A 17,629-nucleotide genomic window follows, 5' to 3' on the forward strand; every position below is an offset into this window, starting at 1 on the left:
GTCAGGAGATGTGTTCGTCGGGGCGGCGGCGATACCAGAGCGCCAGCTCCACCGGGCCGAGATGCAGCGCCCGCAGCATCTCGGAGACCGCCGAGAGCAGCTCCGTCGGGGTGAGCTCGCTGTCGCGCTCGCCGAAGATGGGCGAGAAGGTGCGCTCCTCGCCGTCCGACTTCGCCACGTAGAGGCGCACGGCGGCGGTCAGGATCTGCGCCACCGCCTCGTCGGAGACGCGGGCGGCGGCGCCGCTTTCCACCATCTCGCGCGAGGTCTCGAGGAGCTTCGGGGCGAGGGTGTCGATCCAGGCATAGGGATCGTTGCGCCGGTCTTGCTCAAGGGCGGACATAAATCTCTCCGTCGCGCACGATGATCTCCGCCTTCTTCAGGCGGGCGCGGGCATTGCCGGGATGCTGGCCGGTGCGGATGCTGAACTCGTAGCCGTGCCACGGGCAGATGATGTGGCTCTCGCTCTCGTCATAGGCCTGGGAGCGCACCGTCAGGTCGGCGTCCACGGGCTCCAGAACGCGCTTCATGATGCGGCCCTGGCACACCGGTCCGCCAAGATGGGCGCAGCGGTTGTGCCAGGCGTAGAATGCATCGCCGATACGGAACACGCCGATTTCCGCATCCCCGCATATGACGACCTTGCGGTCGCCATCCGCATAGTCGTCGACCTTTCCTGCGCTGTACTCGCTCATGGCGGCTCCACCCGTTCAAGACGTTTTATTGCAGTGCAATACTGTGACAATTCTGGTTTCGACGTGGGGTTGTTAGGTCATAGATGCGATCAATCAGATCATTGGACTTGAATTGTAATATGTCTAATATTAGTTCGCTGAATGCGTGATACATGGAATGGATCGCGGGAATGGACCTGAGGCAGTTCCGGCAGTTCATCGCCGTGGCCGAGGAGCGCAGCTTCCGGCGCGCTGCCGTGCGCCTCAACATGGCCCAGCCGCCGCTCACCACCGCCATCCGCCGCATCGAGGAAGAGGTCGGCGCGCCGCTGATCGAGCGGACCAACCGCATTACCTGCCTGACCCAGGCCGGAGAGGTGTTCCTTGAGGAGGCGCGCCGCGCGGTCCTGCAGGCGGAGCGCGCGGTCTCGGCGGCGCGCCGCGCCGCCAACGGCCTGCGCGGAACCCTGCGCGTGAGCTTCGTGCCGAGTGCGGCGCGCGATATCCTGCCCGCATTCCTGCGCCGGTTCCGGGACGCCCATCCGGACGTCGAGCTGCAGTTGCGCGAGCAGATGACCAGCCAGCAGGTGCGCGCGATCCATGACGGCGACGCCGATGTCGGCTTCGTCATCCCGCCCGTGGACGACGCCGAAGGGCTCACCATCCGCGCGCTCACCCGCAACGAGATGATCGCCGCCCTGCCGGAGGAGCACCCCCTGTGCCGGCTCGGCCAGGTCGCGCTGTCGCAGCTGAAGGAAGAGGCCTGGGTCTGCTTCCCCGCCCGTGAGGGGCCGGGGCTTCACCGCCGCATCCGCGAAGCCTGCTCGGCGGCGGGGTTTGCGCCGCTGATCCTGCAGGAGGCGCAGCAGATGGACACCATCATCAACCTGGTGGCCGGCGGCATGGGGGTGGCGCTGGTGACCGAGGCGAGCGCCACCGTGGAGCGCAAGGGCGTCGTGTTCTGCCCCCTGACCGGAGTGGGAGCGCCCGTGACCTACGAGCTTGCGGTCGCCTACGGGCGGCGCTCCTCGGTGCTGGACAGCTTCCTCGCCATCATCGGCGAGCATTGGCCGGCTGCCCGGGACGGCCGGTGAGGGGGCGGGTCACGGCGGTCGCGCCTCGGGCCTTTGGACGCCGAGGTCGGGCCGAGGCGTCGTCCGCCGGTTCAGCCACAGCCGCGCTCCGCCTTCCCCGCCCGCTCACAGCAGCGGCCGGATCGCCATCTCCAGCCCGAGCAGCAGCAGGCCGACGAGGAACCAGCGGCGGAACGCCTGCGGGCTGATCAGGGCGCGCATCTTCTGGCCCGCCCACATGCCGGCGAGGGCCGGCACCACGGCGGCGGCGGAGGCGCCGAGCGTCTCCGGCGAAAAGGCGCCGCGCGCGCCGAGCCCGGCCGCCAAAGCGAGCGTCGAGACCGTGAACGACAGGCCGAGCACCTGGATCAGGTCGTCCTTCGCAAGCCCCAGCGCCTGGAGATACGGCACCGCCGGGATCACGAACACGCCCGTGCCGCCGGTGACGAGCCCGGTCGCGCCGCCGATCAGCGGCGACAGCCACGGCTCAATCCGCGGTGGCACGGCGAGCTGGCGGGCGAGAAGGGTGAAGGCGGCATAGGCGACCAGCGCGCAGCCGAGCGCCGTCGTCGTCGGACCCGTATCGCCGCTGGCGAGCCAGGCGGCGCCGAGCGCCGTGCCGGCGACGATCGCCGCCATCATCGGCCAGAGCCGGCGTGCCAGGGGGCCGAATCCCGGCCCTGCCAGCAACTGCCACACATTGGTGACGAAGGAGGGGACCAGCAGCAGCCCCGCCGCCGCCAGCGGCGACAGCAGGGCGCCCAGCACCCCCATGGCAACGGTCGGCAGGCCCATGCCGGTGACGCCCTTCACCACGCCGGCGGCGAAGAAGGTGGCGGCAATGGCGGCGATCAGGGTGGGAGACAGGTCGATCATGCGCCTGCCATAGGCGATGGGCGCGCGCGCGCAATGCGGATGATCCGCCGCCAGCCTTCGGCTCGCCCGAAGGCTGGTCTTGCGCTACTGTCGACAGATGCGCTTCGATCTTGTCGACCTGCGCCTGTTCCTCGCCGTGGTGGAGGCGGGCAGCATCACCCATGGCGCTGCCGAGGCCGGCCTCTCATTGCCGGCCGCGAGCGAGCGCCTGCGCGAGATGGAGGCGGCGGGCGAGGCGCGGCTGCTGGAGCGTGGCCGGCGCGGGGTCGTGCCTACTGCCGCCGGCGAGGCGCTGGCGCACCACGCCCGCGCCATCCTCGCCCAGATGGCGCAGATGCGCGGCGAGCTTGGACGGCACGCGAAGGGCCTGCGTGCCAGCGTGCGGCTGCTCGCCAACACCGCGGCGCTCACCGAGCTCCTGCCTGAGCGCCTGGCGCCCTTCATGGCCGCGCACCCGCAGATCGACGTGGAACTGAAGGAGCGCCAGAGCGTCGAGATCGCCCGCGCCGTCGCGGCCGGCTTCGCCGACATCGGCATTCTCTCCGCCGGGGCCGAGACCGGTGCGCTCGCGCTCCGGCCGTTCGCCCTTGACCGGCTGGTGGCGGTGGTGCCGCGGGGCGATCCCCTGGCCGCGCGGGCGCGTGTGGCTTTCGCGGACCTCCTGGAGCGGCCCTTCGTCGGCTTGATGGGTGGCGCGCTGCCGGCGCATCTCGACGCGCGGGCCGCCGCCATCGGCGGCCGCTTGAGGGCGCGGATCGGGATGCGCACTTTCGAGGGCGTCTGCCGCATGGTCGGGGCGGGGGTCGGCGTCAGCATCGTGCCAGAGACGGCGGCGCGCCGCTGCCGATCCAGCTGCGGCATCGCCACGGCGCGTCTCGCCGAGCCCTGGGCGACGCGTCGCCTGGCCGTATGCGTACGGCGCGGCGACGCGCTGTCGCCGCAGGCGGAGGCCCTCTTCGCCCACCTCGCTTGCGACCACGCGTGGGCGCGAGCGAGATGACCGCGCAGCCGCGGCGATGCGCCGTCGGCATGCCGTTGCCATTTGACGGCGCGGGCAGGCCTCACTACCTGTGCCATCGGCGCCCGCAGCCAGGGCGCGTCCGGAGGCCTGAAGGTGTCGCTCGTCGCCACGATCCGCAAGTCGCTCGTGCCCGTGCATCGGGAGGGCTATCCCTTCATCGCCGGGGCGGCGGTGATCGCTCTCGCCATCCTCTCCGTGAGCACCTTCTTCGGCATGATCGCGGTGGGTCTTGCCCTCTGGACCGCTCTGTTCTTCCGCGACCCCGTCCGGGTGACGCCGGTGCGCGAGGGGCTGGTGGTGTCGCCCGCGGACGGCACCGTCTCCGCCATCGGTCCGGCGCGCCCGCCGCGCGAGCTCGACCTGTCCGACGAGCCGCTGCTGCGGGTCTCGATCTTCATGAGCGTGTTCAACGTGCACGTGAACCGCGCGCCGGTGACGGGCCGCATCGAGCGCGTGGCCTACAAGCCGGGCATCTTCCTCAATGCCGACCTCGACAAGGCGAGCGAGGACAACGAGCGCAACGGCCTCGTCATCCGCACCTCGGCCGGCCGGGTGGGGTGCGTGCAGATCGCCGGGCTGATCGCCCGGCGCATCGTCTGCTTCGTGCGTGAGGGCGAGGAGATCGGCGCCGGCGAGCGCTTCGGCCTCATCCGCTTCGGCTCGCGGCTCGACATCTATCTGCCTCCGGGGACCAAGGTGCAGGTGGCGGAGGGCCAGATCGCCATCGCCGGGGAGACCATCATCGCCGACCTCTCCGGGGGCGGCGTGCGTGACGTCGCCTACCGGGTGGGGTGAGCGATGGAGACGCCCTTTCCCCCGTTCGACCCCGAGGGCCGGACCCGGTTCGGCCGGCTCGGGCGCATCCCGGTCCGGGTGCTGATTCCGAACCTCGTGACGCTGCTGGCGCTGTGCTCCGGCCTCACGGCGGTGCGCCTCGCCATCGAGGAGCGGATCGAGCTGGCGCTCGCGGCGATCGTGTTCGCGGCGCTGCTGGACGGCATCGACGGGCGCCTAGCGCGGGCGCTTAAGGGCACCTCGAAGTTCGGCGCCGAGCTCGACAGCCTCGCCGACTTCGTGAACTTCGGCTGCGTGCCGGCGCTGATGCTCTATTTCTGGGGTCTGAACGAGGCCGGCTCGTTCGGCTGGATCGCCGCGCTCACCTACGCCATCTGCGCGGCGCTGCGCCTCGCGCGTTTCAACGTGATGCTGGACGACCCCGACCGGCCGGCCTTCGCGGCCGACTTCTTCACCGGCATTCCGGCTCCGGCGGGCGCCATCACGGTGCTGCTGCCGGTGTATCTGGAGCTGCTCGGCGCGCCGCACGGCAGCTGGAGCGCGCCGCTGGCGCTCGTCTACTGCCTCGCGATCGGCTTCCTGATGATCTCGACCGTGCCGGCCTGGTCCGGCAAGTCGCTCGGGAGCCGGGTGCGGCGCGACATGGTGCTGCCGCTGTTCGTGCTGGTGGCGCTCTATTTCGCGCTGCTGGCGAGCTATCCCTGGGCGGTGCTCGCCACCTGCTCGATGATCTATCTGGCGCTGCTGCCGGTCTCGGCGCTGCGCTATCGCCGGCTCATGGCGGTCCACCGCGCCGAGCAGGCCGAGCGCGGCGCCAGAAGCCAGGGCGAGGGCGCCTCCGGGGCGGCGTCCGGCTCGTCCTCCTGATCCTGCCGCAGGCCGAGGCCGCACCCGACGGCGGCGCCGCGCCGCTTACGACGCGGGCGTTTATTGTATGCAATGAATCATTATATGATTAAAATATAATCATTCATGACGTCTCCATTTGCTCTTTCGTTCTGTTTGATGCAAAAATAACATCGTAATATCAGGTGTTTATAGAATATTGCATACAACTGGCACGCCCCTTGAATGGGAATGGCGAGTTTCGCTTGCCCATTTGCCATCGAGGGGACATCGCCACATGAACCGCCGCGAGTTTATGAAATCCGCCTCCGCCACGGCTCTCGCCTCCGGCACGGGCGTCGCCGCGCCCGCCGTCTTCTCTCCCGCCAAGGCGCAGGCGCGCAACGAGACGCTGCTGATCGTCTCCGAGAGTGGTCCGAACAATCTCGACATCATGGGCGTGGGCACCAACGTGCCCGGCTACGAGGCGAGCTGGAATTGCTACGACCGCCTCATCACCCACGAGATGACCGAGAAGGACGGGGTGCGCTACTACGACCGCGACAAGCTCCGCGGCGAGCTTGCCGAGGACATGAGCATCGGCGACATGTCGGCGACCTTCAAGCTGAAGAAGAACGCCACCTTCCAGGACGGCACGCCGGTCACCGCCAAGGACGTGAAGTGGTCGCTCGATCGCGCGGTCTCGGTGGGCGGCTTTCCCACCTTCCAGATGAAGGCCGGATCGCTGGAGAAGCCCGAGCAGTTCGTGGTGGTGGACGACCATACGGTGCGTGTCGATTTCCTGCGCAAGGACCGCCTCACCATCCCGGACCTCGCGGTGATCGTGCCCTGCGTGATGAACTCCGAGCTCATCAAGAAGAACGCCACCGAGAAGGACCCCTGGGGCCTGGAATACACCAAGCAGAACACCGCCGGCTCCGGCGCCTACAAGGTCACCAAGTGGACCTCGGGCACCGAGGTGGTCTACGAGCGCTTCGATGATTGGAAGGGCGGCCCGCTGCCCAAGATCAAGCGCGTGATCTGGCGCATGGTGCCCTCCGCCGGCAACCGCCGGGCGCTGCTGGAGCGCGGCGACGCGGACATCTCCTACGACCTGCCCAACAAGGACTTCGTGGAGCTGAAGCAGGCCGGCAAGCTGAACATCACCTCGGTGCCGTATTCCAACGGCCTGCAATATATCGGCATGAACGTCACCAAGCCGCCGTTCGACAACCCGAAGGTGCGCGAGGCGGTGGCCTGTGCCGTCCCCTACCAGAAGATCATGGACGCGGTGCTGTTCGGCCTCGCCAAGCCCATGTTCGGCGCCGCTGCGGACACCCAGACCAAGGTCGCCTGGCCGCAGCCCACCAAGTTCAACACCGACCTCGCCAAGGCCAAGGCGCTGCTTACCGAGGCGGGCTATTCGGACGGGTTCGAGACCACGATCTCGTTCGACCTGGGATTTGCCGGCGTCAACGAGCCCATCTGCGTGCTGCTGCAGGAGAACCTGGCGCAGATCGGCATCAAGACCACCATCAACAAGATCCCGGGCGCCAACTGGCGCGGCGAGCTGACCAAGAAGACGCTGCCGCTCTACACCAACGTGTTCTCGGGCTGGCTCGACTACCCCGAATACTTCTTCTTCTGGTGTTATCACGGCAACAACGCCATCTTCAACACCATGAGCTACCAGTCGAAAGCGATGGATGCCTTCATCGACGCCGCGCGCCAATCGGCGGCGGTGGGCGACAAGGGCGCCTACGACGCCGGCGTGAAGGGCATGGTGGACCTCGCCTTCGCCGACGTGCCGCGGGTGCCGCTCTACCAGCCCTATGTGAACGTGGCGATGCAGAAGAACGTCACCGGCTACGAATACTGGTTCCACCGCCGGCTCGACTATCGCGCCTTCGCCAAGTCCTGAGCGGGGCGGTCCGAGGTCGCGCCCCTCGGGGCGCGAACGGGAGGGGTGGCGCCGAAGGGGGCGCCAGGCGCCGCCCCTTTCTCTTTCAGGGGCAGAGGGAGGCTGCTCCCGGCCTCCCGCTCACCCCCGACCCCTCTCCCGCGAGGGGAGAGGGGAGGAGGGCGGCTCCCCGGGGCCGGGGCGATTTCCGGTGAGCGGGGCCGGGCGGGGCTCCCCTCTCCCCTTGCGGGAGAAGGTGGATCGCGGCGCAGCCGCGAAACGGGTGAGGGGGCGTCGCGGCCTGTCGCGCCGCGCCGTCTTGAGGGAAGGGACGCGCCGCGCGCGCCTTGCAGCATCGAGGAGAGGGCCATGCTGAAGCTCATCGCCAGCCGTCTCGCCACAGCCGTGCCGAGCCTGATCGGCGTCGTCATCGTCACCTTTCTCTTGACCCGGGTGCTGCCCGGCGACGCGGCGGCCTATTTCGCCGGGCCGGCCGCGACCCCGCAGGCGATCGCCGAGATCCGCGCCAAGCTCGGCCTCGACCAGCCGCTGCCAGTGCAGTTCGTGGACTATGTCACCGCGCTCGCGAAGGGCGACCTCGGCACCTCGCTCTCCACCGGCCAGCCGGTGGCGCAGGAGATCGCCGCGCGCCTGCCGGCCTCGGCCGAGCTGACGCTGTGCGGCCTTATCCTCGCGCTCGCCATCGCCGTGCCGTTCGGCATCATGGCGGCGGTGAAGCAGGGCTCCTGGGTGGACCACGCCTGCCGCCTCATCACCACGGCGGGCGTCTCGCTGCCGGTGTTCTTCACCGGGCTGCTGCTGGTCTACGTGTTCTATTTCAAGCTCGGCTGGGCGCCGGCGCCGCTCGGGCGGCTCGACGTGTTCTTCTCCGCCCCGCCCACCATCACCGGCTTCTACCTGATCGACAGCCTGCTGACGGGCGAGTTCGAGACCTTCCGCGCCGCGCTCGCCCAGCTCGCGGTCCCGTCCATCACGCTCGCCATCTTCGCGCTGGCGCCCATCGCCCGCATGACGCGCGCCTCCATGCTGGCGGTGCTGTCCTCGGAGTTCGTGCGCACGGCGCGGGCGGCCGGGCTGACCGACACCACGGTCATCCTCACCTATGCGTTCAGGAACGCCATGCTGCCCGTCATCACCACGCTCGGCATGGTGTTTTCGTTCCTGCTCGGAGCCAACGTGCTGGTGGAGAAGGTGTTCGCCTGGCCGGGCATCGGCTCCTATGCGGTCGAGGCGCTGATCACCTCGGACTATGCGCCGGTGCAGGGCTTCGTGCTCGCCATGGCGATCCTCTACGTGGTCCTGAACCTCGTCATCGACATCTCCTACGGCATCATCGACCCCCGCGCGCGGAGCGAAGCATGACCATCGCCACCGTCGAAGACGCTCCCCAGAGCGGCCTGGCCGCCACGCTGAAGCACGCGCGCTACGTGATCTCGGACAACCCGGTCACCGGCATCGCCTTCGGCATGTTCCTGGTGCTCATCATCGCGGCGCTGATCGGGCCCTATGTGGTGCCGTACGACCCGCTCGCCTCCAACACCCAGGCGGCATTGCAGCCGCCCTCGGCCGCGCACTGGTTCGGCACCGACAATCTCGGCCGCGACATCTTCTCCCGCGTGGTCGTGGCGACGCGGCTCGACCTCGCCATCGCCGTGTTCTCGGTGGCGCTGGTGTTCGCGGCGGGCGGCATCGCCGGCATCGCCTCGGGCTTCTTCGGCGGCTGGACCGACCGCATCGTCGGCCGCATCTCCGACACCATCATGGCGTTCCCGCTGTTCGTGCTGGCCATGGGCATCGTCGCCGCGCTGGGCAATTCGGTGACCAACATCGTCATCGCCACCGCCATCATCAACTTCCCGCTCTATGTGCGCGTCGCCCGTGCAGAGGCGGCGATCCGCAGGCAGGCGGGCTACGTCCAGGCGGCGCGCCTCACCGGCAATTCGGAGTGGCGCATCCTGCTGACGACCATCCTGCCCAACATCATGCCGATCATGATGGTGCAGATGTCGCTCACCATGGGCTACGCGATCCTGAACGCCGCCGGTCTCTCCTTCATCGGCCTCGGCGTGCGCCCGCCGACGCCGGAGTGGGGCATCATGGTGGCCGAGGGCGCGGCCTACATCGTCTCAGGCGAATGGTGGATCGCGCTGTTCCCGGGCCTGGCGCTGATGTTCGCGGTGTTCTGCTTCAACCTGCTGGGCGATGGTCTGCGCGACATCGTCGATCCCCAGCGCCGCACCTGATGGAGGGGAGAATGCACGGCGCCGCCGATCTGTCCGCCGCTTTGTCCGCTCCCGTCCGCGAGGTGGCCGGCGGGCCGCTTCTGGAGGTCAAGGACCTGACGGTCGAGTTCCTGACCCGCCGCGGCATCGTCACGGCGGTGGAGAAGGTCAGCCTCACCCTCGCCAAGGGCGAGACGCTGGGCATCGTGGGCGAGAGCGGCTCGGGGAAGTCCGTCACCTCCTACACGGTGATGCGCATCCTCGACCGTGCCGGCCGGATCGCGGAAGGCTCCATCACCTTCTCGGGGCTCGATGTCGCCCACGCTCCGGAAAGCGCCATGCGCGATCTGCGCGGGCGCGAGATGTCGATGATCTTCCAGAACCCGCGCGCGGCGCTGAACCCGATCCGCAAGGTCGGGCACCAGATCGCCGACGTGCTGCTCCAGCACGTGCAGGCCGACCGCTCGAACGTGAAGGACAAGGTGATCGAGATCCTGGAGCAGGTGCGCATCGCCCGGCCGCAGGAGCGCTACCATGCCTATCCCTTCGAGCTGTCGGGCGGCATGTGCCAGCGCATCGTCATCGCGCTGGCGCTCGCCTGCCGTCCGCAGCTTATGATCGCAGACGAGCCCACCACCGGTCTCGACGTGACGACGCAGAAGGCGGTGATGGACCTCGTCACCGAGCTCACCCGCGCACGCGGCATGTCCACCATCCTCATCACCCACGATCTGGGCCTCGCCGCCGCCTATTGCGACACGGTGATGGTGATGGAGAAGGGCAGGGTGGTGGAGACAGCGCCGGCCGAGCGCATCTTCCGCGATCCGCAACACGCCTACACCAAGAAGCTCATGCGGGCGACGCCGCGCCCGGGGATCACCTTGAGGGACCTGCTGCCGGAGGACGAAGGGGCGGCACGCTCAGATGCTGCGCCATTCCCCCACCCCAACCTTCCCCCGCAAGCGGGAGAGAGGGCGGGCGATGCGCAATCGGGAGAAGGCGATGCCTTTTCCGCTGGCGCCCCTCTCCCGCTTGCGGGGGAGGGCAGGGAGGGGGCCGGCGCGGCAGCGCCGAAGGCGGCGGTCGGGGGAGCCGCTTTCACCGCCGAGCCCCTTCTCAAGGTCGAGAGCCTGCTCAAGGAATATCCCCGCCAGGGCGCGCCCTCGGGCCTCATCGCCCGCCTCAAGGGCAAGGCGGTTCCCGAGGAAGACGCCATCTTCCGCGCGGTGGATGGCATCTCGTTCGAGATCCGGCGCGGGGAGAGCGTCGGCCTCGTAGGGGAATCAGGCTGCGGCAAGTCCACCACCTCGTCCATGGTGATGCGCCTGCTCGATCCCACCGCCGGGAAGATCACCTTCGCCGGCGAGGACATCTCCGCGATTCCCGCCAAGGACTTCGCCGGCCACCCCATGCGCCGGCGCATCCAGATGGTGTTCCAGGACCCGACCGAGAGCCTCAACCCGCGCTACACCGCCGCCCGCGCCATCGCCGACCCGCTGCTCCGCATGGGCGGCGTCTCGGGCGAGGCGAAGCTGCGGGAGGAGGTGGAGCAGCTCGCCCGCATGGCCGGCCTGCCGCTCAACCTCCTGGACCGCTTCCCGCACCAGCTCTCGGGCGGGCAGAAGGCGCGCATCGGCATTGCCCGCGCCATCGCGCTGAAGCCCGACCTCGTGATCCTCGACGAGCCCACGGCGGCGCTCGACGTGTCGGTACAGGCGGTGGTGCTGAACCTCCTGGACGAACTCAAGCACACGCTGGGCATGAGCTATCTCTTCGTCTCCCACGATCTGCACGTGGTCGGGCTCCTGTGCGACCGGGTGATCGTCATGCGCCAGGGCCGCATCGTCGAGGAGGGCGGGGCGCAGGAGATTCTCGAAAGCCCCAAGGCCGCCTATACACGGGAGCTGATCGCCGCCATCCCCCATCCGCCGGTGTGAGACCGCCCGCTATGACCATCGACCTGTCCGAGGACATGCCCTTGCCCAAGGCCGCCGACGCGGCGCTGGCGCAGATGCTCGACGGCGCGCTCGCCGCTCATGGCATCGCCCCCGAGCCGCAATGGCGCGCCGAGGCGCTCATGCACCTGCGCGCCATCGCCGACGCGGCGCACCTCGTCTACTCCCTCGATCTCGGTGACGCAGCCGAGCCGGCGCCGGTCTACCGGCCATGAGCGACACCGCGGACGCTCCCTTCGACCTTGCGACGGCGGATGCCGCCACGCTCGCGGCGGCGGTGAATGCCGGCGCCGTGACCGCGCGCGCGGTGGTCGAGGCCAGCCTCGCGCGCATCGCCGCGCTCGATGGCGCCGTGAACGCCTTCACCGACGTCACCGCCGCCCGCGCCCGCGCCGCCGCCGCCGCGCTCGACGCCCGCCGCGCGAGAGACGAGGCGCTCGGCCCGCTCGCGGGCGTGCCGTTCGCGGTCAAGAACCTGTTCGACATCAAGGGCCTGCCCACGCGGGCCGGCTCGAAGATCAACCGCGATCGCGCGCCCGCCGAGGCGGACGGCACGCTGATCCGCCTGCTGGAGGCCCAAGGGGCGGTTTTGGTTGGCGGCCTCAACATGGGCGAATACGCCTATGACTTCACCGGCGAGAACCTCCACGACGGCGCCTCGCGCAACCCGCACGCGCTCGACCGCATGTCGGGCGGCTCCTCCGGCGGTTCCGGGGCGGCGGTGGCGGCGGGCCTTGTGCCGCTGGCGCTCGGCTCCGACACCAACGGCTCCATCCGCGTGCCCTCGGCGCTGTGCGGCACCTTCGGGCTGAAGCCCACCTATGGGCGGCTCTCGCGGGCGGGCAGCTTCCCGTTCGTGTCGAGCTTTGACCATCTCGGCCCGTTCGCCCGCTCGGTGGAAGACCTGGCGATCGCCTACGACGCTTTGCAGGGCGCCGACCCCGCCGACCCCATGCAGGCGCCACGCCCGGCGGAGCCGGTGGCGGACACGCTCGGGGAAGGCATCGACGACCTGAGGATCGCGGTGGCGGAGGGCTATTTCCGCGCCCGCGGCCTGCCCGAGGCCTTCGCCGCCGTGGACAAGGCGGCGGCCGCGCTCGGCGCCACCCGCCGCGTCGAGGTGCCGGACGCGGCGCGCGCCCGCGCGGCGGCGTATGTGACCACCGCCGCCGAGGGCGCGAGCCTGCATTTGCGCCGTCTCGCCACACGGCCGGACGATTTCGATCCGGCGGTGCGCGACCGGCTGCTGGCGGGCCTCGCCATCCCCGCTGCCTGGGTGGACGCGGCCCAGCGCTTCCGCAGCCGCTTCCGGGAGGAAATGCTGGCGCTGTTTCAAACCTGCGACGTGATCCTCGCCCCGGCGACCCCGTGCCGGGCGCCGAAGATCGGCCAGAAGACCTTCGTGCTCGACGGCGAGACGTTGCTGGTGCGGCCCAATATGGGCCTCTACACCCAGCCGATCTCGTTCATCGGCCTGCCGGTGGTGGCGGCCCCGGTCTGGCTCGACGACGGGCCATGCGCCCACCTGCCGCTCGGCGTGCAGGTGATCGCCGCGCCGTGGCGGGAGGACCTCGCCCTGCGCGTTGCCAAGGCGCTTCAGGATGCGGGTGCGGCGGCCTCCAAGGTCGCCGCGCTGTGAAGGAGAGCGATGTGGAGATCGACATTCCCGAGGTGAAGGCGGAGGTCGAGGCGGCGTTCGCCGGCTACGAGGCCGCGCTTGTCGCCAATGACGTGGCGGCGCTCGACGGCTTCTTCCGGGCGGATGCGCGCACCATCCGCTATGGCGGCGGCGAGAACCTCTACGGCATTGAGGAGATCCGCCAATTCCGGAAGGGGCGCAGCCCGGCGGGGCTCGCCCGCACGCTGGAGCGGACCGCCATCACCACCTACGGGCGCGACTTCGCCGTGGCCTCCACGCTGTTCCGGCGCGAGGGCGACGGCGGGCGGCTCGGCCGCCAGCAGCAGACCTGGGTGCGCTTTCCCGAGGGCTGGCGCGTGGTGGCGGCCCATGTTTCCACCCTGCCAGTCTCGCCCCTGCCTGTCGGCACGCCTTAAGGGCGATTGCGGACTTTCGCCCTCTCCCAGAATCCCGGTAGCCTTTGGACCCATGAGCCTCGCATCGTCATCCGCCCCCCATGAGGGCGCCCAGCCTTCGCGCCGCAGGCGCGGCGCCCGGCGCGCGGTGACCCGCACCGAGGAGCTGCGCCTGCAGATCGCCGACGACATCGTGCGCGGCCGCCTCGCCCCCGGCACGGCGCTGGAGGAGGTGGACATCGCCAAGCGCTACGGCGTCTCCCGCACGCCGGTGCGCGAGGCGATCAGGGACCTCGCCGCCTCGGGGCTGGTGGAGGCGCGCCCCCACCGCAGCGCCCTGGTGGCCCAGCCCTCGCTCGACCGGCTGCGCGGCATGTTCGACGTGATGGCGGAGCTGGAGGCGCTCTGCGCCGGCCTCAGCGCGGTGAGCATGACGCCCACCGAGCGCGCGCACCTCCAGGCCATCCATGCCGAACTCGCCGACCTGACCCGGCGCGGCGACCAGGGCGGCTACACGGTGCTGAACGAGCGCTTCCACACCACGCTCTATGCGGGCGCCCACAACGACTATCTCAGCGAGCTGACGCTGGCGACGCGGGCGCGGCTGCAGCCGTTCCGCCGCGCCCAGTTCCGCAATCTCGGCCGACTGGCTCTGTCCTATCTGGAGCACGACCGGGTGGTGAGCGCGATCCTGCGTGGCGACAAGGCCGAGGCCGCCGCCGCCATGCGCGCCCATATCAACACCGTGGAAGTGGCCTACGAGCGCTACGCCGAGAGCGTGTGAGGCCAACGGGCGGCGGCCGTCAGTGGCTGATGTCCACGTCCCGCGTCTCCTTGCCGAGGAGGAGCGCCACCAGCGTCAGGAACGCCATGGCGGATAGGTACAGCCCCACATAGAACGGGCTGCCGCCGCCATAGCTCCACAGCGCCACGGCGATGAACGGCGCCACCGCCGCGCCGAGGATCGAGGATACGTTGTAGGAGATGCCCGAACCAGTATAGCGCACGTTGGCCGGGAACAGCTCCGGCAGCAGCGCGCCCATGGGTCCGAAGGTGAGGCCCATGAGGGTGAAGCCGACGATCAGCCACGCCATCACGCCCACCGTGCCCGCAGACAGCATGGGTACCCAGACGAAGCCGAACAGGATGATGGCGAGCGTCACGGCAATCAGCGTGCGCCGGCGCCCCCAGCGGTCGGCGAAGGGGCCGGACACCAGGGTGAAGACGCCGAAGAACAGGACGCCGAAGATCATCATCAGCACGAAGGTGCGGTAGTCGAAGCCGAGGCCGGGGAGGGCCGCGTCCACCGCCGCGCGGCCATAGCTGAGCGAGAAGGTGGTCATCAGGTAGAACAGCACGTAGGTGGCGAGCATGTAGAACGTGCCGAGGATCAGCTCGCGCCAGTAGGACTTGACCGCCGCCACCAGCGGCACCTTCTGCACCCGGCCGCGCTCCACCGTCTTCTCGAATGCCGTGCTCTCCACGAGGCGCACCCGTACCCACAGGCCGAAGATCACCATCACCGCCGAGAACAGGAACGGCAGGCGCCAGCCCCAGGCCAGGAAGGCATCCGACGGGCGGGAGGGGTCCTGCGACGGCATCGCCGCGGCGATCGCGAGGAACAGGCCGTTGGCGATGATGAAGCCGATCGGCGCGCCGAGCTGCGGGAAGGTGCCGTAGAGCGCGCGCTTGCCGTCCGGCGCGTTTTCGGTGGCGACCAAAGCGGCGCCGCTCCACTCGCCGCCGAGGGCGAAGCCCTGTGCGAGGCGCAGCACCACCAGCAGAGCCGGCGCGATCCACCCCGCCGTCGGGAAGGTGGGCAGGAGGCCGATCAGGAAGGTGGCGATGCCCATGGCGAGCAGCGCCCCCACCAGGGTGATCTTGCGCCCGCGCCGGTCGCCCAGATGGCCGAAGAACACCGCGCCGAGCGGGCGCGCCACCATGGCCGCCCCGAACACGGCGAACGAGGCGAGCAAGGCGGTGGTGTCGTTGCCGGACGGGAAGAACAGGTGCGGGAACACCAGCACCGCCGCGGTGGCGTAGACGTAGAAGTCATAGAACTCGATGGTGGTGCCGACGAGGCTCGCCAGGATCACGCGCGAGCGTGGATTGGCGGGGATTGATGCGGCGGTATCCGCGGTGGCGGCGGTGAACGTCATCAGGCGCGCTTTCCGCTCCCGCCGCCTGGCGCGCGGCCGCCGGCGGCGCACGCTGGACCGGGGAGCCCGTTAGAAGAATCGATCGCGCCGGGGCGGCATGAAGGGCACCCGGCGCCGAGCTGTCGGTTCCGGGTGATAGATTATTGCGCGCAAGGGGGCCAGACGGGGATCGGCGGCCGAGCCGCATGCCTCGCATGCCGCGCGCGCATGGGGTGGCCCGGCGGGCGCCTCACACCAGCGTCGCGCCGCCGTCGACGACGATGGTCTGTCCCGTGCCGTAGGTCTGGCGCATGGCATAGAGATAGGCTGGCGCGATCTCATCCGCCGCGCCCACGTGGCCGACCGGCAAAGCGGCGGCGGTGGCGCTGTAGAGCGCCTCGCGCTCGGCCTCCCCCATGGCGTGCCACAGCGCCGTGCGCACCACGCCCGGCGAGACGATGTTGACGCGGATGGGCGCGAGCTCCACCGCCAGCGCGCGGGTCAGCGCCTCCATGGCCGAGCAGATGCTGGCCGCCACCGACCAGCCGGCAAGCGGGCGCGCACCGGCGATGCCGGACGTGAAGACGATGGAGCCGCCGGCAGCGATGCGCGGTGCCGCATGCTTGGCTGCCGCGAGGGCGCCGAAATAGCGCAGCGTGAAGAAGCCCCGCGCGGCGTCGAGGTCGGTCTCGGCGAGCGGGCCGAGCTTCAGGGTCTCCCCGGCGGTGTAGACCAGATGGTCGAGGCTGCCGAGCCCGGCGAAGAAGGCGGCCACCGCCGCCTCGTCGGCGAGGTCGACGGTCACACCTGCGCTGCCGGCCGGCAGCTCCGCAAGCGCCGCCTCGACGCGGGCGCGGCGGCTTGATGCGATGGTGACGCGCGCGCCCTGGGCGGCGGCGGCCCTGGCGGTGGAAAGGCCGATGCCCGAGCTGCCGCCGAGAACGACCACATGCTTGTCCTGAAGGTCCATGACACTGCTCCTCGTTGCTTGGTGGAGGCAGTGTCCCTTGCGCATTGCCATGCATACAGCGCATCTTTGTCCGCTAAAAGATGACGAGAAATCATCATGGATGGACGTCTGCTGAGCGGCATCGGCGTGCTCGTGGCGGTGGTGGAGACCGGAAATTTCGTGCGCGCGGGCGCGGCGCTCGGGCTCACCGCCTCGGGGGTGAGCCGGGCGGTGGCACGGCTCGAGGCGCGGCTCGGCATCCGCCTGTTCGAGCGCACGCCCCGTGCCGTGACGCTGACCGACGAGGGCCGGCGTTTCCACGCCCAGGTGGCGCCGCTGCTCGCCGCGGTGGAGGAGGCGGCGAGCGAGGCCGGCGCGGCGCGCGGCACCGTGCGTGGACGCCTCAGGGTCAATGTGGACCCTTGGTTCTCGCGCTTGGTCCTCGCTCCGCGCCTGCCGGCTTTCCTGGCCGCCCATCCGGCGCTCGCCGTCGAGCTGATGGTGCGCGACGGCCTCGGTGATCTGGTCGGGGAGGGGATCGACGTGGCGGTGCGATTCGGCGAGCCTGAGCCATCCGGGCTGATCGTGCGCAAGCTGCTGGAGACTCAGATCGTCACGTGCGCGGCGCCGGCTTATCTCGACCGCCACGGGCGGCCGCGCCATCCGCGCGATCTGGAGCAACACGAATGCCTGATGTTCCGCGATTCGGCGACCGGCCGACCGTTTCCATGGGAGTTCCACCGTTCCGGCGAAGTGTTCGTCGCCAAGGCGTCGGGGCGGCTCCTGGTCAACGATTCCGCCAGCGCCGTGGCCGCGGCGATCGCGGGGCAGGGCCTGTTCCAGCCCATGGCCATCGGCATGGAGGAGGTCTTCGCCTCCGGCGCCCTGGAACTGGTGCTGACCGACTGGGCCGATGAGCGCTTTCCGCTCTACGCCTACTACCCTTCGCGCCATCAGCCGCCGGCCAAGGTGCGCGCCTTCCTCGACTTCGTGGTGGCGAGCATCGCCGCGGGCGGCGTCTCCTGACGCCCGGCGGCCGCGGCCGCCGCCGTCCCCAAGCTGTGGATGATGGTGAAGATCCCGCGCCCTCCCATAGGCCGTGATCGCGGCGTCATGGAGCCGGGAACGGCCGCAAAGCCAAGGCCG

General features: G+C 69.9%; 18 protein-coding genes. 13 read left to right on the forward strand and 5 right to left on the reverse strand.

The window, feature by feature from the left end; translation table 11 throughout:
• Position 1: 1 nt before the first annotated feature.
• Both V5F67_RS11150 and V5F67_RS11155 read right to left on the reverse strand, forming a co-directional pair.
• Positions 2 to 343 carry a hypothetical protein gene (locus tag V5F67_RS11150; RefSeq protein ID WP_394017763.1) on the reverse strand — a complete coding sequence of 114 codons (342 nt, stop codon included), beginning with the start codon at positions 341 to 343 and terminating at the stop codon, positions 2 to 4.
• A complete protein-coding gene (locus V5F67_RS11155; RefSeq protein WP_394017762.1) occupies positions 330 to 695 on the reverse strand; it encodes a Rieske (2Fe-2S) protein in 366 nt (121 codons plus the stop codon). Before V5F67_RS11155 ends, V5F67_RS11150 begins: the two co-directional genes overlap by 14 nt.
• 170 nt (positions 696 to 865) lie before the next feature.
• Between V5F67_RS11155 and V5F67_RS11160 the strand changes: the two genes are divergently transcribed.
• Complete coding sequence (locus tag V5F67_RS11160; protein ID WP_394017761.1) at positions 866 to 1,768, forward strand: LysR family transcriptional regulator; 903 nt, start codon at positions 866 to 868, stop codon at positions 1,766 to 1,768.
• A 105-nt stretch (positions 1,769 to 1,873) separates the two neighbouring features.
• Here the strand turns inward: V5F67_RS11160 and V5F67_RS11165 are convergent, their stop codons facing one another.
• Positions 1,874 to 2,623, reverse strand: a complete 750-nt coding sequence (locus tag V5F67_RS11165) for a sulfite exporter TauE/SafE family protein (RefSeq protein WP_394017760.1) — start codon at positions 2,621 to 2,623, stop codon at positions 1,874 to 1,876.
• A 97-nt stretch (positions 2,624 to 2,720) separates the two neighbouring features.
• Between V5F67_RS11165 and V5F67_RS11170 the strand changes: the two genes are divergently transcribed.
• The 11 genes from V5F67_RS11170 to V5F67_RS11220 all read left to right on the forward strand — a co-directional run bounded on the left by V5F67_RS11170 (position 2,721) and on the right by V5F67_RS11220 (position 14,180).
• Positions 2,721 to 3,623 carry a LysR family transcriptional regulator gene (locus V5F67_RS11170; protein ID WP_394017832.1) on the forward strand — a complete coding sequence of 301 codons (903 nt, stop codon included), beginning with the start codon at positions 2,721 to 2,723 and terminating at the stop codon, positions 3,621 to 3,623.
• A 114-nt stretch (positions 3,624 to 3,737) separates the two neighbouring features.
• Positions 3,738 to 4,439 carry a phosphatidylserine decarboxylase gene (locus V5F67_RS11175; RefSeq protein ID WP_394017759.1) on the forward strand — a complete coding sequence of 234 codons (702 nt, stop codon included), beginning with the start codon at positions 3,738 to 3,740 and terminating at the stop codon, positions 4,437 to 4,439.
• 3 nt (positions 4,440 to 4,442) lie between these two features.
• Positions 4,443 to 5,306 carry a CDP-diacylglycerol--serine O-phosphatidyltransferase gene (gene pssA, locus V5F67_RS11180; protein WP_394017758.1) on the forward strand — a complete coding sequence of 288 codons (864 nt, stop codon included), beginning with the start codon at positions 4,443 to 4,445 and terminating at the stop codon, positions 5,304 to 5,306.
• Between the two features lie 256 nt (positions 5,307 to 5,562).
• Positions 5,563 to 7,185, forward strand: coding sequence for an ABC transporter substrate-binding protein (locus V5F67_RS11185; RefSeq protein ID WP_394017757.1), 1,623 nt, complete (start codon positions 5,563 to 5,565; stop codon positions 7,183 to 7,185).
• Positions 7,186 to 7,533: 348 nt separating this feature from the next.
• Positions 7,534 to 8,547, forward strand: a complete 1,014-nt coding sequence (locus V5F67_RS11190; protein WP_394017756.1) for an ABC transporter permease — start codon at positions 7,534 to 7,536, stop codon at positions 8,545 to 8,547.
• Positions 8,544 to 9,428, forward strand: coding sequence for an ABC transporter permease (locus V5F67_RS11195; RefSeq protein ID WP_394017755.1), 885 nt, complete (start codon positions 8,544 to 8,546; stop codon positions 9,426 to 9,428). Before V5F67_RS11190 ends, V5F67_RS11195 begins: the two co-directional genes overlap by 4 nt.
• 62 nt (positions 9,429 to 9,490) lie before the next feature.
• A complete protein-coding gene (locus V5F67_RS11200; RefSeq protein ID WP_394017831.1) occupies positions 9,491 to 11,344 on the forward strand; it encodes a dipeptide ABC transporter ATP-binding protein in 1,854 nt (617 codons plus the stop codon).
• A gap of 11 nt (positions 11,345 to 11,355) precedes the next feature.
• Positions 11,356 to 11,577 (forward strand): AtzG-like protein, encoded by a 222-nt coding sequence (locus tag V5F67_RS11205; protein ID WP_394017754.1) that lies wholly within the window; start codon positions 11,356 to 11,358, stop codon positions 11,575 to 11,577.
• On the forward strand, positions 11,574 to 13,001 hold the full coding sequence (locus V5F67_RS11210; protein ID WP_394017753.1) for an AtzE family amidohydrolase: 1,428 nt from the start codon (positions 11,574 to 11,576) through the stop codon (positions 12,999 to 13,001). Before V5F67_RS11205 ends, V5F67_RS11210 begins: the two co-directional genes overlap by 4 nt.
• Before the next feature lie 11 nt (positions 13,002 to 13,012).
• Positions 13,013 to 13,417 carry an oxalurate catabolism protein HpxZ gene (gene hpxZ, locus V5F67_RS11215; protein WP_394017830.1) on the forward strand — a complete coding sequence of 135 codons (405 nt, stop codon included), beginning with the start codon at positions 13,013 to 13,015 and terminating at the stop codon, positions 13,415 to 13,417.
• Between the two features lie 52 nt (positions 13,418 to 13,469).
• On the forward strand, positions 13,470 to 14,180 hold the full coding sequence (locus tag V5F67_RS11220; RefSeq protein WP_394017752.1) for a GntR family transcriptional regulator: 711 nt from the start codon (positions 13,470 to 13,472) through the stop codon (positions 14,178 to 14,180).
• Positions 14,181 to 14,199: 19 nt separating this feature from the next.
• On the opposite strand, the gene V5F67_RS11225 is transcribed toward V5F67_RS11220, so the two are convergent.
• Positions 14,200 to 15,555: an MFS transporter gene (locus V5F67_RS11225; RefSeq protein WP_394017751.1), complete on the reverse strand. Its 1,356-nt coding sequence runs from the start codon at positions 15,553 to 15,555 to the stop codon at positions 14,200 to 14,202.
• A gap of 229 nt (positions 15,556 to 15,784) precedes the next feature.
• Positions 15,785 to 16,504 carry an SDR family oxidoreductase gene (locus V5F67_RS11230; RefSeq protein WP_394017750.1) on the reverse strand — a complete coding sequence of 240 codons (720 nt, stop codon included), beginning with the start codon at positions 16,502 to 16,504 and terminating at the stop codon, positions 15,785 to 15,787.
• 93 nt (positions 16,505 to 16,597) lie between these two features.
• On the opposite strand from V5F67_RS11230, the gene V5F67_RS11235 reads away from it, so the two are divergent.
• The gene (locus V5F67_RS11235) at positions 16,598 to 17,509 is read left to right on the forward strand and encodes a LysR family transcriptional regulator (protein ID WP_394017829.1); all 912 of its coding nucleotides are present in this window, start codon (positions 16,598 to 16,600) and stop codon (positions 17,507 to 17,509) included.
• Positions 17,510 to 17,629 lie beyond the last annotated feature (120 nt).

The organism is Xanthobacter pseudotagetidis, from assembly GCF_043194795.2.
GTDB classification, from domain to species: domain Bacteria; phylum Pseudomonadota; class Alphaproteobacteria; order Rhizobiales; family Xanthobacteraceae; genus Xanthobacter; species Xanthobacter tagetidis_A.